This window comes from Enterobacter cloacae complex sp. 2024EL-00711, from assembly GCF_047529885.1.
GTDB classification, from domain to species: domain Bacteria; phylum Pseudomonadota; class Gammaproteobacteria; order Enterobacterales; family Enterobacteriaceae; genus Enterobacter; species Enterobacter ludwigii.
This window is the reverse complement of the sequence record NZ_JBLIZC010000006.1, coordinates 176,143-191,286: the sequence shown is the minus strand read 5'-3', so window position 1 is coordinate 191,286 and position 15,144 is coordinate 176,143. Positions and strand designations below refer to the sequence as shown.

Genomic DNA, 15,144 nt, shown 5'->3' with positions numbered 1-15,144 from the left:
TTAAGCGGGTGGAATGACGGAATTGGTGGCCAGATTTTGCTGCTCGCTTTTCTCTACCCGCGAGCGCACGGAGCTGTCCTTACGGAACATATCCCACGGCAGCAAAAGCGTATCGGCCACAGCCGTAAACGGCATATCCAGGATGACCAGGGATTTTGTGCCCCAGTTGGTATCGTCATCGGAGATCATCTCAGCGCTGGCACGCGTCCCCGGATATGTTCCTTCTTTACCGCCGGTGTGAGACATCACGCTCGAACACCCGCAAAGTAAAACAACCCCGCTGAACGTCGTCAGCTTTATCAGAACATTTTTCATCATCACTCAGTCATCGTTAATGGCACTGCATAAACCTGCAACTCAGGGTTATAGCGAGCCTCGTTCAAAATGGATAGCCCGATAACCCCGCACTGTGGCAGCCATCGCAATTTAACCCTTTGTGCTGTTGTCCCAGTCTAAGCGAGATGCACGAAAGTGCAAAAAAAAGTGCGCCCGCTGCGCTTGAAAAGACCGGTTCCAGACCCATTTTAAGAATGTAACCCGATAACGAACACGCCTGCGGGGTGTTCAGGGGCACACTGGCCTGTCCATGGTGGAAGGCTACAATTTCTCGCTGATTTCAGGAGCTTTTATTTATGCGTAACTTCGATCTTTCCCCGCTATACCGTTCTGCAATTGGTTTTGACCGCCTGTTTAACCATTTAGAAAATAACCAAAGCCAGAGCAACGGCTACCCTCCATACAATGTTGAACTGGTTGATGAAAACCACTACCGCATCGCCATTGCCGTCGCCGGTTTTGCAGAGAACGAACTGGAGATCACCGCGCAAGACAACCTGCTGGTGGTGAAAGGTTCACATACGGCCGAGCAGAAAGAACGCACCTACCTTTATCAGGGTATCGCCGAGCGCAACTTTGAACGCAAGTTCCAGTTAGCCGAGAACATTCACGTGAAAGGCGCGAACCTGGTCAACGGCCTGCTGTTTATCGAACTGGAACGTGTGATTCCGGAAGAGAAAAAACCGCGCCGTATCGAGATCAACTGATTATGCGGGTCGCGCGAGCGGCCCACCCAGAATTGCTTGCCGTAATGGGAGCATATGTGAATCCATGAGGATTTGCAGGAACAACTGCGCACAAAAATAAACTGTGCCGAACTCGCTTCTCGGAAGGAGATTTAGTATGCGTAACTACGATTTATCCCCCCTGCTGCGTCAGTGGATTGGTTTTGACAAACTGGCTAATGCCCTGCAAAGCACCACCGAGCAACAGACGTTTCCGCCGTACAACATCGAAAAAAGCGATGACAACCACTATCGCATCACCCTTGCGCTGGCCGGGTTCCGCCAGGACGATCTGGATATTCAGCTCGAAGGCACGCGCCTGACCGTGAAAGGTACGCCGGAAAAACAAGAAACCGAGACCAAATGGCTGCACCAGGGCCTGGTTAATCAGCCGTTTAGCCTGAGCTTTACTCTGGCTGACCATATGGAAGTGTCCGGCGCGACATTTACCAACGGGCTGCTGCATATCGACCTGACCCGCAACGTGCCGGAAGCCATTGCACCGCAGCGTATCGCCATTAGCGAGCGTCCTGCGCTGAACAGTTAACCCTCTGCGGGTTGTTGCCTCTCCCACAGGGAGAGGATGAAAAGATAACGCCCTGCCCCGGCAGGGCTTTTTTGTGCGCCATCGCCCATACAACCGCGTGCGGCTCTGAGAGAATCCTTAGCATAACTAAGGTTATGCACAGGAAGTGGATCATGAGTGATATCGCGTTAACCGTTAGCGTGTTGGCCCTGGTCGCAGTGGTGGGTCTGTGGATTGGCAATGTTAAAATCCGCGGCGTCGGATTTGGGATAGGCGGGGTGCTGTTCGGCGGGATTTTTGTCGGCCATTTTGCCGACCAGCTTGGGCTGGTGCTCAGCGCCGAAATGCTCCATTTTATCCAGGAATTCGGTCTGATCCTCTTCGTCTACACCATCGGTATTCAGGTGGGGCCTGGCTTTTTCGCTTCCCTTCGGGTCTCCGGATTACGGCTGAACCTGTTTGCCTTCGGCATTGTGGTGATGGGAGGGCTGGTCACCGCCATTCTGCATAAGCTCTTCGATATTCCGCTGCCGGTGGTGCTGGGTATTTTCTCCGGGGCGGTCACCAATACGCCTGCACTGGGTGCGGGTCAGCAAATTCTGCGCGATCTTGGCATCTCTCCCGGTATTGTCGACCAGATGGGGATGAGCTACGCCATGGCCTATCCGTTTGGGATTTGCGGCATTTTGCTCTCCATGTGGCTGGTGCGGGTACTCTTTCGCATTAACGTCGAAAACGAGGCGAAAGACCACGAAACCACGCTCACCAACGGTCATATGCCGATCAAAACCATCAACATTCGCGTCGATAACCCCAACCTTAACAATATGGCGATTCAGGATGTGCCGATCCTGAACAGCGCCAATATTATCTGCTCACGCCTTAAACGTGACGATATGCTGATGGTACCTGCGCCCGGGACCATTATTCAGCAGGGTGACCTGCTGCACCTGGTCGGACAGCCCGGGGATTTAAACAACGCGCGGCTGGTGATTGGTCAGGAGGTGGAGACCTCGCTCTCCACGCGCGGCACCGATATGCGCGTAGAGCGCGTCGTGGTGACCAACGAGCACGTGCTTGGCAAGAAAATACGCGATTTGCAGGTTAAAGAGCGCTATGACGTCGTGATCTCCCGTCTTAACCGTGCTGGGGTGGAACTGGTCGCCAGCCCGGAAGCCAGCCTGCAGTTCGGCGATATCCTGAACCTGGTCGGACGCCCGTCATCCATTGATGCGGTAGCGGACATGGTGGGTAACGCCCAGCAAAAACTGCAGCAGGTGCAGATGTTGCCGGTCTTTATCGGTATCGGGCTGGGGGTGCTGCTTGGCTCCATTCCGCTGTATGTCCCGGGTTTTCCGGTCGCGCTCAAGCTGGGCCTGGCGGGGGGACCGCTGATTATGGCGCTGATCCTCGGGCGTATCGGCTGTATCGGTAAGCTCTACTGGTTTATGCCGCCGAGCGCCAACCTGGCGCTGCGCGAGCTGGGGATTGTGCTGTTTCTGGCGGTGGTCGGCCTGAAATCCGGGGGCGATTTTATCGATACCCTGGTGAAGGGCGAGGGGATGAGCTGGGTCGGTTACGGGATATTTATCACGGCGATTCCGCTCCTGACGATGGGGATCCTGGCGCGGATGTTCGCCAAAATGAACTATCTGACGCTTTGCGGCATGCTCGCCGGATCAATGACTGACCCACCCGCACTGGCCTTTGCCAACAACCTGCACGCCACCAGCGGCGCGGCGGCGCTGTCATACGCCACGGTCTACCCGCTGGTGATGTTCCTGCGCATTATTACCCCGCAGCTACTGGCGGTGCTGTTCTGGGGGATGAGTTAGCAGATCGTCCGGGTGGATGCGCCGCAGATGGTAGTCCACCTGGTAATCACGGGTATTACGGAACATCACGGAATAATTGAGAAATTCGCCGCTGTCGCTGTAGGAAAGAGACGTTATCCGCAGCAGCGGCGTCTGTTCCGGCAGGTTCAGGTAACCGGCGAGTTGTTTATCTGCCAGCACCGGCGTCAGGCTCTCGTAGTTGCCGCTGATGGTTATCCCGCACTCCTTCTCGATGTAATCAAACTTCGACCCCTCCAGATGTGCCAGTGAAAGCGTGCGGAACAGCTTCACGGGCATAAAGCTGTCCTCCAGCATCAGGGGTTTTCCGTCGACATAACGCACCCGGCGCGAGAAGTAGATGCGCTCATCCACCTGAATGCGGAGCTGGCTGGCGATAGCGGGCGGGGCGGGCATCACTTCGAACTGTAGCACCTTGCTCTGCACCTCTTTTCCCTGCTGGCGCAGCACCTCCACCAGCCCGGTCAGATTGGTGGTTTCGTGGTGGACATCTTTACGCGCCACGAATGTCCCGCTACCGTGTCGGCGTTCAACCAGCCCCCAGTTCACCAGCAGATCCAGCGCCTTTCGAATGGTCATCCGCGCCACGCCAAACTCCTGCGCCAGCGCTTTCTCACCCGGCAGCGGACTCCCGATATTGTAGTCCGACGAATTCAGCCGCAGCCGCAACCTGTCAGCGATAGATTTGTAGATCACCAGTAGACCTCTCTGCCCGTATTAACGTGTGGCTTGCATCCTGACATGTCCATATTAACAACGAAAAGTAGACCTGACTGGTCAAAATAAAACCATGAATGCGATCACGAATCGCAGCGGCACGTCATGTTCGCCCATGGGTAAATTCTTATGCTCACTTCAGGCCCAGCAAAAAATCATAAAGGCCTCTACCCCCTACAGGTTGTTACGTGAGGATTTAAAAATGCTCAGTCAAATACAACGATTTGGCGGCGCCATGTTTACCCCGGTGTTGTTATTTCCCTTTGCCGGGATCGTGGTCGGAATCGCCATCATGCTTCGCAACCCGCTGTTTGTGGGCGAGGCCTTAACCGCCCCCGATAATCTGTTCGCGCAAATTGTTCACATCATTGAAGAGGGCGGCTGGGCGGTGTTTCGCAATATGCCGCTGATTTTTGCCGTGGGTTTACCGATTGGTCTGGCGAAGCAGGCGCAGGGCCGCGCCTGTCTGGCGGTGCTGATCAGTTTTCTGACCTGGAACTACTTTATCAATGCGATGGGGATGACATGGGGTCATTTCTTTGGCGTCGACTTCGCCGCTGAGCCCACTGCCGGCAGCGGACTGGCCATGATTGCCGGTATCAAAACGCTCGATACCAGCATCATTGGGGCGATTGTGATTTCGGGGATTGTCACCGCTATCCACAACCGCTATTTCGACAAGCAGCTGCCTGTTTTCCTGGGGATTTTTCAGGGCACCTCGTTTGTCGTTATCCTCGCGTTCTTTGTGATGATCCCCTGCGCCTGGCTGACGCTGATGGGCTGGCCGAAAGTGCAGCTGGGCATTGAGTCCCTGCAGGCCTTTTTACGCTCTGCCGGTGCGCTGGGGGTGTGGGTTTATACCTTCCTGGAACGCATTCTGATCCCTACCGGATTACACCACTTTGTCTACGGTCCGTTTATCTTTGGCCCGGCAGCGGTCGAGGGGGGCATCCAGGTTTATTGGGCGCAGCATCTTCAGGAATTTAGCCAAAGCACGCTGCCGCTGAAAACCCTGTTCCCGGAAGGCGGTTTTGCGCTTCATGGCAACGCCAAAGTGTTTGGCTCTGTCGGGATTGCGCTGGCGCTCTGGTACACCGCGTCACCGGAAAACCGCGTCAAAGTGGCAGGCCTGCTGATCCCGGCCACGCTGACCGCCGTGCTGGTGGGCATTACCGAGCCGCTGGAATTCACCTTCCTGTTCATTTCGCCGCTGCTGTTTGCCGTCCACGCCGTTCTGGCCGCCACGATGGCGACGGTGATGTACATCTTCGGCGTCGTGGGCAACATGGGCGGCGGACTGCTGGACCAGTTCCTGCCGCAAAACTGGATCCCCATGTTCCACAACCACGCCTCGACGGTATTCACCCAGATGGGTATCGGTCTTTGCTTCACCGGCCTCTATTTCGTGGTCTTCAAAACGCTGATTGAACGGTTGAACCTTAAAACCCCGGGCCGTGAAGAGAGCGAAGTCAAACTTTACAGCAAGGCGGATTATAAAGCGGCGCGCGGGCAAACCACCGCACCGGCTGCCGCCAGCCAGCAGGTTGGGCAAGCCGCCGGATTCCTGCAGGCGCTGGGCGGCGCGGCCAATATCGAAAGCATTAATAACTGCGCCACCCGCTTACGTATCGCGCTGGTCGACATGGCGCAAACCCAAAGCGACGACGTCTTTAAGGCCCTGGGCGCACACGGTGTGGTGCGACGCGGCAACGGCATTCAGGTGATTGTTGGACTGCACGTCCCTCAGGTGCGAGACCAGCTTGAATCGCTGATGAAAACCCCTTCAACAAACGAACAAACTACCCTGACAGAGGCTATATCATGAAAAAATTCTCAGTTGTCATTGCAGGCGGCGGCAGTACCTTCACGCCGGGTATCGTCCTGATGCTGTTAGCCAACCGCGACCGTTTTCCGCTGCGCGCGCTGAAATTCTATGACAACGACGGCGCACGTCAGGAGACCATCGCCGAGGCGTGCAAGATCATCCTTAAAGAGCAGGCTCCGGAGATTGAGTTTAGCTACACCACCGATCCTGAAGCGGCCTTTACCGACGTCGATTTTGTGATGGCACATATCCGCGTGGGGAAATACCCGATGCGTGAAAAAGACGAGAAAATCCCCCTGCGTCACGGTGTGCTGGGTCAGGAGACCTGCGGACCCGGCGGGATCGCCTACGGCATGCGCTCTATTGGCGGCGTGCTGGAGCTGGTCGATTACATGACACAATACTCCCCGAATGCGTGGATGCTGAACTACTCGAACCCGGCGGCCATCGTGGCTGAAGCGACCCGTCGCCTGCGACCCAACGCCAAAATCCTCAACATCTGCGATATGCCCATCGGCATAGAAGGGCGTATGGCGCAGATAGTCGGCCTTAAAGACCGTAAAGAGATGCGCGTGCGTTACTACGGGCTGAACCACTTCGGATGGTGGACATCCATTGAAGATTCAAACGGCAATGATTTAATGCCGAAACTGCGCGAATATGTCGCGAAAAACGGCTATGTGCCGCCCTCTGACAATGCCCATACCGAAGCCAGCTGGAACGACACGTTCGCGAAGGCAAAAGATGTGCAGGCGCTGGATCCAGACACCATGCCAAACACCTATCTGAAATATTACTTGTTCCCGGACTACGTGGTCGCGCACTCCAATCCGGAACGCACGCGCGCTAACGAGGTGATGGATCACCGTGAGAAGCATGTGTTCAGCGCCTGCCGGGCGATTATCGAAGCCGGTGTATCGTCCGCCGGGGAGCTGGAAATCGACGAACATGCGTCGTACATCGTCGATCTGGCGACTGCGATTGCCTTCAACACTCAGGAGCGCATGCTGCTGATTGTGCCCAACAACGGTGCCATTCATAACTTTGATGCCGACGCGATGGTAGAAATTCCGTGCCTGGTTGGTCATAACGGGCCGGAGCCGTTAACGGTGGGCGATATTCCACACTTCCAGAAAGGGTTGATGAGCCAACAGGTAGCGGTGGAAAAACTGGTAGTGGATGCCTGGGAGCAGCGCTCGTACCAGAAATTGTGGCAGGCGATTACGCTGTCGAAAACGGTGCCGAGCGCCTCCGTTGCGAAAGCGATTCTGGATGACCTGATCGAGGCCAACAAAGCGTACTGGCCAGCGCTGCATTAATCGTCCTGACCGGCATCGCCCGATGCCGGTCTCCTTGTCCTTGTCGATTTACGCTATGCTGGAACCTGCCTGTAGCAGACAAGGAATCTTCATGAAAATTTCCCGCCTCGGTGAAGCCCCTGACTACCGCTTCTCGCTGGCTAATGAGCGTACGTTCCTCGCATGGATCCGCACCGCGTTGGGCTTTCTCGCCGCGGGTGTGGGGCTTGACCAGCTCGCGCCTGATTTTGCCACGCCGCTGATCCGCGAAGTGCTGGCGTTGCTGCTGTGCCTGTTTGCCGGCGTGCTGGCCATTTACGGCTACCTGCGCTGGCTGCGTAACGAAAAGGCGATGCGGCTCAAGCAGGATCTCCCCTATACGCGTGGGTTACTCATCATCAGCATGATTTTGCTGGCGGTAGCGGGCGTGGTGATGGTGCTGGTGTTGTATGGTGGATAACCGCAAAGCGCGACGCGAAGCCGACCCCGGCCTGCAGCCGGAGCGGACGTCGCTGGCCTGGCTGCGTACGTTACTGGGGTATGGCGCGCTGATTGCCCTCGCCATCAAGCACAACTGGCATCGCACAGGCGTGCCATTCTGGATCTCACTGGTCGTGCTGGCGCTTGTGGCGATCGTTTTGTGGCGCTATACCCGCAGTCGCAACGTAATGGATGTGACGCAGGACGATTTTGTACAGCCGAAGGCGGTGCGCGATAAGTTCCTGATCGCCCTCGCGGTACTGTCGTTGTCACTGCTGTTTGCGGTCACCCATCTGCAGTTTATTTTTTCCCTTTAGCCAGGTACTTCGCCATCTCGTCTTCCGGCACCATTCCGCCGCCGGTTGCCCAGACCAGATGGGTCGCGTTCGCGGAAGCGACAGGAACACGCAGCGGCCCGGCCATGCCCGCCAGCGCCGACGGCTCAAGGCGAATGCCTTCTTCCTGCGCCAGCCAGCCGAGCATGTCGTACATGCTTTGATCGGAAAGAGTATAGAACCCGTCAAGCAGGCGCTCCATCGCCCGGCCCACAAAGCCAGACGCGCGTCCAACCGCCAGCCCGTCGGCGGCCGTCACGTTGTCGATACCCAGATCCTGCACGGCGATGGCATCATGCAGCCCGGTGTAGACCCCCAGCAGCATGCACGGGGAGTGCGTCGGCTCGGCGAAGAAACAGTGTACGTTGTCGCCAAAGGCCAGCTTCAGGCCAAACGCCACGCCGCCAGGACCGCCACCGACGCCACAGGGCAAATAGACGTACAGCGGATGTTCCGCATCCACCACGCGGCCCTGCGCGGCAAACTGCGCTTTTAGCCGCTCGCCCGCCACCGCATAGCCGAGGAACAGCGTGCGGGAGTTCTCATCGTCGATAAAGAAACAGTTCGGATCGCTCTCCGCGGCCTTACGTCCTTGCTCCACCGCCACGCCGTAATCCTGCTCATATTCCACGACGATCACACCGTGACTACGCAGTTTGGCTTTTTTCCACTCACGGGCATCGGCAGACATGTGCACCGTAACCTGAAAGCCGATGCGTGCGCTCATGATGCCAATGGACATCCCAAGGTTGCCGGTGGATCCCACCGCGATACTGTACTGGCTGAAGAACGCTTTAAAACGCGGTTCCAGCAGGATGCTGTAATCGTCTTCGACGCTCAGCAACCCTGCTTCCAGCGCCAGTTTCTCGGCGTGAGTCAGCACTTCATAGATGCCCCCGCGCGCTTTGATGGAGCCAGAGATAGGCAGATGACTGTCTTTTTTCAGCAGCAGCGTGCCGGGAATGGCCACCCCCGATTCGTTCTCCAGCCTTTTCTGCATCGCCGGGATAGCCACCAGTTCGGACTCGATAATCCCCTGCGTGGCCGCCGTTTCGGGGAACGCTTTTGCCAGATACGGCGCAAAGCGGTTAAGGCGTGCATGCGCGTCGTCCACATCGGCTTTGCTCAGCCCGACATACGGCAACCCTTCAGCAAGCGAGGTGGTGCGTGGGTTTAGCCAGGTGGTCTCTTTCAGGGCAATCAGATCCTCAATCAGAGGGAACTGTGCGGTTAAGGTGCTGATAGTTGCGTTTTCCATAGTACGTCTCTTCGCGCTCAGATAATGAAAGAAAGCAGGAATGTGCTGCCAAGTGCAAGTACCGAGGCGATAAACGTCGCCGTCGTATAGTACTTCAGGGTCTCGTTCAGGCTGGCACCGCAGTACTGCTTCACCAGCCAGAAGAGGGAATCGGTCACGATCGTGCAGCCAATGGCACCGGAACCGATGGCAATGGTGATGATCTCCGGACTGACGTTAGGATAGAGCGGCAGCATGGGGGCGACGATGGCGGTTGCGCCCATCATCGCCACCGTGGCCGACCCCACCGCCGCGTGCAGAACCAGCGCCACCAGCCACGCGAGCAGGATCGGGTGCATATTCAGGTTCGACAGAATGTGCGCCAGGGTATCGGCCAGGCCGCTGGTTTTGAGGATGGCGTTAAACGCGCCGCCCGCGCCGATTATCAACAGAATGTTGGCGATGGCGCCAAAGCCATGCTCGGTATGGGTCAGCATCGTACCCATCCCCATATGCTGGCGCAGCCCCAGCAGGTAATAGGCGACGAACACGGCGATGAACATGGCGGTGATCGGGTTACCGATAAATTCCAGCAGCGTATACAGCGTGCCTTCTCTTGCCATATTCAGCTCGGCGAGGGTCTTCACCAGCATCAGGCCGATGGGCAGCAGCACGGTAAACAGCGTGGCTCCCAGCGAGGGCAGCGTATGTTCTTCACGAACATTGAGGTCAGAAAATTCAGCCGGGACGGCTTTGAAGGGCAGGCGATCGCCCGGCAATTTCAGGAACAGCGGGCCGCCAACCAGCGAGGCCAGCAGGCCAACCATCAGACCGTAGACGATAACCGTCCCCACGTCCGCCCCCAGCTTATTCGTGACAAACAGGGCCGCCGGGTGCGGCGGAACCACGCAGTGCACCGCCATCAGCGCGGTACAGAGGGGAATGGCCAGCTTCAGCAGCGAGGTATGGGTCTTTTTGGCGATGGAGAAGGCCAGCGGGATCAGCAGGACGACGCCGACTTCAACAAACAGCGTAATGCCGCAGATAAGCCCCACCAGTACCATGATGACATCGGCTGACAGCCAGCGGCAACGCTGAAGCGCTATCCCAATGCGTTCTGCCGCACCGGACACTTCCATCATCTTGCCGAGGATGGTGCCAAGCCCGATCACCGCCGCCAGGAAGCCGAGCGTGCCGCCAATACCGCTTTCAATGGCATTTACCATGTCCAGCGGGCGCATTCCCATCATGGCACCGACAAAAAAGCTCGCCAGCAGCAACGCCAGGAACGGGTGAAACTTCAGTTTTACGATAGTTAATACGATTAACGCGATGCTGATGAGCAGCGTCGCCACAACCCAGACCTGAGCACCCATATCTCACCTCACCCTTATGTTATTTGCGGGTATTGGACGAAAAATCAGCGGGTGCTGACAAACGATATAAATTGCCTTTCAGATGAGCCAGATTGGATCAAACACGTGACTGGACTCAAAAAAGCGCACTTAATGCGTATTTGGTTCACATAAATTCAACTTTGAGCGGTATTCTGAGCAGCAAAAGTCCGTGTGAGAAGTGCGATGAATGACGCAAATGAAGGCCGAAACCGGCTGTTAAACGGCTGGCAGCTGTCAAAAATGTATACGTTTGAAGTGGCCGCCCGCCACGAGTCCTTCGCGCTGGCGGCGGAGGAGCTGTCGCTCAGCCCCAGTGCGGTGAGTCACCGTATCAACCTGCTGGAAGAGGAGTTAGGGATAGCGCTGTTTGTCCGCTCCCACCGTAAAGTGGAGCTGACGCAGGAGGGGAAACGCGTCTACTGGACGCTGAAATCGTCGCTGGATACGTTGAACCAGGAGATCCTGGATATCAAGAACCAGGCGCTGTCCGGCACGTTGACGGTTTACTCTCGCCCGTCGATTGCCCAGTGCTGGCTGGTGCCTATGCTCGGAGATTTCACCCGGCGTTATCCCGCGATCTCGCTGACCATCCTGACCGGCAATGAAAACGTCAATATGCAGCGAACCGGTATCGATCTGGCGCTCTATTTCGACGATACGCCGCCAGCCAATTTGACGCATCACTTCCTGATGGACGAGGCGATTTTACCCGTCTGCTCGCCGGCGTATGCCCGGGAACATGACCTGCTGAAAAACCCCGCCCACCTCAGCCACTGTACGCTCCTGCACGATCGCCAGGCCTGGAGCAACGATTCCGGTACCGACGAATGGCTCAGCTGGGCGGCACATTTTGCAGTGAACATGCCATCATCATCGGGCATTGGCTTCGATCGTTCTGATTTAGCGATTGTCGCGGCAATGAACCATGTCGGGGTCGCGATGGGGCGAAAACGGCTGGTACAAAAGCGGCTCGAACGCGGTGAGTTGATTGCACCGTTTGGGGAGAAAACGCTTAAATGCCATCAGCATTACTACATGTCGACCCTGCCAGGACGACAGTGGCCGAAAATAGATGCCTTTATTAGCTGGCTGAGAGAACTGGCTGGCTGAAGAATTATTACGCTTTGGCGCTACACCAAATGTGAAAAAGCGTGCTAAATACAGGTAATGCTTTTGATTTCTCGCAAGGTACACCGTGTTAAAGCCTTTGATTGCCACTGCGTTACTGTTCTCTTCCGGCTGGGTGATTGCCGCTGAGCCACCGCTGACGGCTGTGCTTTATGCGCAAAAGCTGGGCGTGGGGATGGACGTAGACTGGGCGCGCACCGAGCGCGGCATTCGGGAGTTCGATCCGCTGGTGGTTCGCGATTTTCGTGCGAAGGGTATCAGCCATGTGCGTATCCGCGTGGCCGATGAACCGACGGAAGCGCGGCTGATTCATCTGCGTAAGCTGGTGGAAGCCTGCGAGCAATACGGGGTGATCCCGATTATCGCTTATCAGGCCGATGAATATAAAAACGACCCGAAAGCCGAGACGGAAAAAGAGGTGATTAACTGGTGGATTGCCGTGGCGCACTACTTCGGCCAAAGCTATCCCCTGCTGGGTTTTGACCTGATTTATGAACCGGCGGACAAGCTCAACCATAACGCCGCGTCGCTTAACCGGGTTTACGAGAAAACCGTCAAAGACATTCATGCAATTGATGCTAATCGCATGATCTTCATCGCGCCACGTCTGCGGGCTGCGCCAGAGGACCTCTCCAGCCTGAAACTCCCGGCGCACAGCCAAAATTATCTGCTGGCGGAGTGGCACATTTTCCCGTGGGGTCCGCTAAAGAGTAACGGTAAATATCCGTGGACGTCCGGGACGGTGGCGGAGAAAGCGGCTATCCATAATCGTATTGCGACCGCGCTGCACTGGCAGCAAAAAACCGGTCACGTCAGCTGGGTGGGCGGCTGGGGCGTGGGTGAATCAACTCACTTCACCCCAACCGCATCGCAAATGGCGTTTGCCTCGTTTATGGCCTGCGAACTGCAAAAGGCCAACATTCCCTACGCTATCAACGCGGATATTCAGTTTTACGACGGGGAAGAGGGCGCCTGGCGTCCTGCGCCAGAGCCGCTGCTGCAGGCCATGATCGCGCCTGTTTGTGAAAAGCCCGGCGAGAAGCCAGGCCATCATGCGGTTAAACCGGCTGCTCGTGATGGGGAACACGCGACGCCAGCGGCAGCCAGCACAGTAAAATCAGCAGGCCCATCAGCGTCATCAGCAAACCCAGACTAGCCTGGCCAGTTTGCGGCATCATCGCCGAGAGCCAGGCCAGCGCGCCGGAACCGATGTTCTGCAGTCCCCCCACCAGTGCGCCCGCCGTGCCTGCGAGGAACGGGAACGGCTCCATTGCGCCGCTGGTGGCGAGCGGGAACAGCATCCCCGCGCCGAAGAAGAACAGCGCCGCCGGGATCAGCAGCGTCCAGACGGTCATCACACCAAACAGCCCCGGGATCCACATCATCAGACCTGCCAGCAGGCAGCTGATCACCGACTGCCACATCAGCGTTGAGAAACGCTTGTTCTGTCGGCCGGCAAACCAGGCACCAAAGAACGCGGCCGGGATAGGCAGAATAAACAGGATACTGACCACCATGCTGCTCAGGCCAAGCCCGGCACCCAGCAGCACGCCGGAGCAGGCTTCAAACACGGCAATACCCGCCAGGCCACCAACCAGCATCAGCAGATAACAGGTAAACGCGCCGTTGCCGAACAGCGTTTTATAGCTGGTGATAAGGCGGGTGCGTGGCGCGTCCGTTGGCCGGGTTTCCGGCATCCACCGCGCCATGCTGAAGGTCACAATTACGCACAGCACCAGCAGGAAAGCGTAGCAGGCACGCCAGGACCACATCGTATCGAGGAGGCCACCAATCAGCGGCGCCAGCAGAGGGCTCACCAGAATCCCCATATTTAACAAACTGTTGGCATGGCGGAGCTGGGTGCCCTGATAGAGATCGCGTGGCAGGGTTCGCGCCATCACCCCTCCGACGCCGGTGCCGACACCCTGCAGGGCGCTGGCGGCAATCAATATGGTCAGGTTATGGGTGGTAATGGCAATCACCGTCGCCACCATGAAAATGGACATACCAACCAGAATCACCGGGCGACGCCCGACGCGGTCAGACAGCGGTCCATAGAACAGCTGCGAAACGCCATAGGTCAGCAGATAAGCTGCCATTACGCTCTGTACTGCGCCCTCGCGGACGTTAAGTTCCTTTGCCATATCGGCGATCGCTGGAATGTAGATGGTTTGCGCCATCTGACCGACGGCCACCAGTAACACCAGCATCAACAATAAGTTAACGTTCCTGTGTTTTTTCATGTCGCTGAATACTTTTGCCAAAAGAGAGAAATAAAGAATAAGTGACTACGCATTCCCATAAATGCGCGAGGAATCTACCACAGAGAGATGACAAATTAAGCATTCCTGTGATGAATGTCAGAAGGGGTAAAGGCAGGATTTGTAAACAAGATCGGCAACTAATGTTGCCAGTGATTTATGCCAGGCGCAGCAGGATCGCCCCGCCCGCAATTCCCACTGCGGCCGCGATACGCAGGCCCGCAACCTTCTCTTTTAACAGCACAAATGCGATCAGCGCCCCGAAGAGAATGGATGTTTCACGCAGGGCGGCGACCACGGCCAGCGGAGCCTGGGTCATCGCCCAGAGCGCCAGCCCGTAAGAGCCCATGGTGCCGATCCCCCCGAGCAGCCCTTTTTTCCAGTGCGTACGCAGGTATCTGGAGGCTTCGCGTCGGCGTGCCATCATCGCCCAGAAGAGCAGGCAGAAGCCATTCATAAAGAAGGTCCACAGCGTATAGCCCAGCGCGGTGTCTGATAACCGCACGCCGGTGCCATCGACCAGCGTATACCCGGCGATAAAGCAGGCATTGAGCAGTGCAAGCCAGACCCCCTTACGCGACGTCATGCGGCCGTTCATGGCCATAGCCAGAATCGACAGGCAGATCACGGCGATGCCGGACCACGCGAGCCATGACAGGCTATCTCCCAGCACCAGCACGCTTATCAATGCCACCAGCAGCGGTGCCGTACCGCGCATCAGCGGATAGGTCTGGCTCATATCGGAGACCTGGTAGGTCTTTGCAACCAGCACCGTGTACACCACCTGCAGCGCGCAGGAGACCCCTAAAAACGGCCAGCTGGCAGCAGACGGCTGTGGGGAGAAGGGCAGTAATACCAGGGCGATAAACGCGGCGGAACCGCTAACGCTGATTGCTGAATAGAGCTTGTCTGTACCGGCTTTAACAATGGCGTTCCAGCTGGCATGCAGCAGTGCGGCGAACAGTAAAATGCAGAAGACGGTAATGGTCATGGCGTATCTGGCGGTGAATTGTCACTCAACTGTAA

At 56.8% G+C, this 15,144-nt stretch carries 15 protein-coding genes and 1 other annotated feature; of the genes, 9 read left to right on the top strand and 6 right to left on the bottom strand.

What is annotated here, in order from left to right; all coding sequences use genetic code 11:
• Positions 1 to 318, bottom strand: coding sequence for a YceK/YidQ family lipoprotein (locus tag ACMVME_RS17910; protein WP_025202651.1), 318 nt, complete (start codon positions 316 to 318; stop codon positions 1 to 3).
• Between the two features lie 248 nt (positions 319 to 566).
• Positions 567 to 639, top strand: a sequence feature (ROSE (Repression Of Heat Shock gene Expression) occurs in the 5'-region of heat shock genes and acts as an RNA thermometer to modulate expression.).
• Between ACMVME_RS17910 and ibpA the strand changes: the two genes are divergently transcribed.
• From ibpA to ACMVME_RS17895, 3 genes are all read left to right on the top strand, one after another.
• Positions 633 to 1,043: a small heat shock chaperone IbpA gene (gene ibpA / locus ACMVME_RS17905; protein WP_008500162.1), complete on the top strand. Its 411-nt coding sequence runs from the start codon at positions 633 to 635 to the stop codon at positions 1,041 to 1,043. It overlaps the preceding feature by 7 nt.
• Positions 1,044 to 1,179: 136 nt before the next feature.
• Positions 1,180 to 1,608: a small heat shock chaperone IbpB gene (ibpB, locus tag ACMVME_RS17900; RefSeq protein ID WP_025202652.1), complete on the top strand. Its 429-nt coding sequence runs from the start codon at positions 1,180 to 1,182 to the stop codon at positions 1,606 to 1,608.
• 152 nt (positions 1,609 to 1,760) lie between these two features.
• A complete protein-coding gene (locus ACMVME_RS17895; RefSeq protein WP_020882744.1) occupies positions 1,761 to 3,422 on the top strand; it encodes a putative transporter in 1,662 nt (553 codons plus the stop codon).
• Here the strand turns inward: ACMVME_RS17895 and ACMVME_RS17890 are convergent.
• A complete protein-coding gene (locus ACMVME_RS17890; protein ID WP_014167973.1) occupies positions 3,390 to 4,136 on the bottom strand; it encodes a GntR family transcriptional regulator in 747 nt (248 codons plus the stop codon). The two genes, ACMVME_RS17895 and ACMVME_RS17890, sit on opposite strands and share 33 nt — an antisense overlap.
• A 223-nt stretch (positions 4,137 to 4,359) precedes the next feature.
• On the opposite strand from ACMVME_RS17890, the gene ACMVME_RS17885 reads away from it, so the two are divergent.
• The 4 genes from ACMVME_RS17885 to ACMVME_RS17870 all read left to right on the top strand — a co-directional run bounded on the left by ACMVME_RS17885 (position 4,360) and on the right by ACMVME_RS17870 (position 8,077).
• Positions 4,360 to 5,982 (top strand): alpha-glucoside-specific PTS transporter subunit IIBC, encoded by a 1,623-nt coding sequence (locus ACMVME_RS17885; RefSeq protein ID WP_020882743.1) that lies wholly within the window; start codon positions 4,360 to 4,362, stop codon positions 5,980 to 5,982.
• Positions 5,979 to 7,301 (top strand): 6-phospho-alpha-glucosidase, encoded by a 1,323-nt coding sequence (locus ACMVME_RS17880; protein WP_068795364.1) that lies wholly within the window; start codon positions 5,979 to 5,981, stop codon positions 7,299 to 7,301. Before ACMVME_RS17885 ends, ACMVME_RS17880 begins: the two co-directional genes overlap by 4 nt.
• A gap of 91 nt (positions 7,302 to 7,392) precedes the next feature.
• Positions 7,393 to 7,740: a YidH family protein gene (locus ACMVME_RS17875; protein ID WP_020882741.1), complete on the top strand. Its 348-nt coding sequence runs from the start codon at positions 7,393 to 7,395 to the stop codon at positions 7,738 to 7,740.
• Positions 7,730 to 8,077 (top strand): DUF202 domain-containing protein, encoded by a 348-nt coding sequence (locus tag ACMVME_RS17870; RefSeq protein ID WP_014167977.1) that lies wholly within the window; start codon positions 7,730 to 7,732, stop codon positions 8,075 to 8,077. The genes ACMVME_RS17875 and ACMVME_RS17870 overlap by 11 nt, the downstream gene beginning before the upstream one ends.
• On the opposite strand, the gene dsdA is transcribed toward ACMVME_RS17870, so the two are convergent.
• Positions 8,061 to 9,353 (bottom strand): D-serine ammonia-lyase, encoded by a 1,293-nt coding sequence (gene dsdA, locus ACMVME_RS17865; RefSeq protein WP_032680040.1) that lies wholly within the window; start codon positions 9,351 to 9,353, stop codon positions 8,061 to 8,063. The two genes, ACMVME_RS17870 and dsdA, sit on opposite strands and share 17 nt — an antisense overlap.
• Before the next feature lie 17 nt (positions 9,354 to 9,370).
• A complete protein-coding gene (gene dsdX / locus ACMVME_RS17860) occupies positions 9,371 to 10,708 on the bottom strand; it encodes a D-serine transporter DsdX (RefSeq protein WP_068795363.1) in 1,338 nt (445 codons plus the stop codon).
• Positions 10,709 to 10,912: 204 nt separating this feature from the next.
• Here dsdX and dsdC point away from each other — a divergent pair, with 204 nt between their 5' ends.
• Both dsdC and ACMVME_RS17850 read left to right on the top strand, forming a co-directional pair.
• On the top strand, positions 10,913 to 11,839 hold the full coding sequence (gene dsdC, locus ACMVME_RS17855; protein ID WP_025206531.1) for a DNA-binding transcriptional regulator DsdC: 927 nt from the start codon (positions 10,913 to 10,915) through the stop codon (positions 11,837 to 11,839).
• A gap of 85 nt (positions 11,840 to 11,924) precedes the next feature.
• On the top strand, positions 11,925 to 13,013 hold the full coding sequence (locus tag ACMVME_RS17850; protein ID WP_068795362.1) for a cellulase family glycosylhydrolase: 1,089 nt from the start codon (positions 11,925 to 11,927) through the stop codon (positions 13,011 to 13,013).
• Here ACMVME_RS17850 and emrD read toward each other — a convergent pair.
• Positions 12,916 to 14,100 carry a multidrug efflux MFS transporter EmrD gene (gene emrD / locus ACMVME_RS17845; RefSeq protein WP_020882737.1) on the bottom strand — a complete coding sequence of 395 codons (1,185 nt, stop codon included), beginning with the start codon at positions 14,098 to 14,100 and terminating at the stop codon, positions 12,916 to 12,918. The genes ACMVME_RS17850 and emrD overlap by 98 nt on opposite strands.
• Before the next feature lie 175 nt (positions 14,101 to 14,275).
• Complete coding sequence (locus tag ACMVME_RS17840) at positions 14,276 to 15,109, bottom strand: EamA family transporter (protein ID WP_020882736.1); 834 nt, start codon at positions 15,107 to 15,109, stop codon at positions 14,276 to 14,278.
• Positions 15,110 to 15,144: the final 35 nt, after the last annotated feature.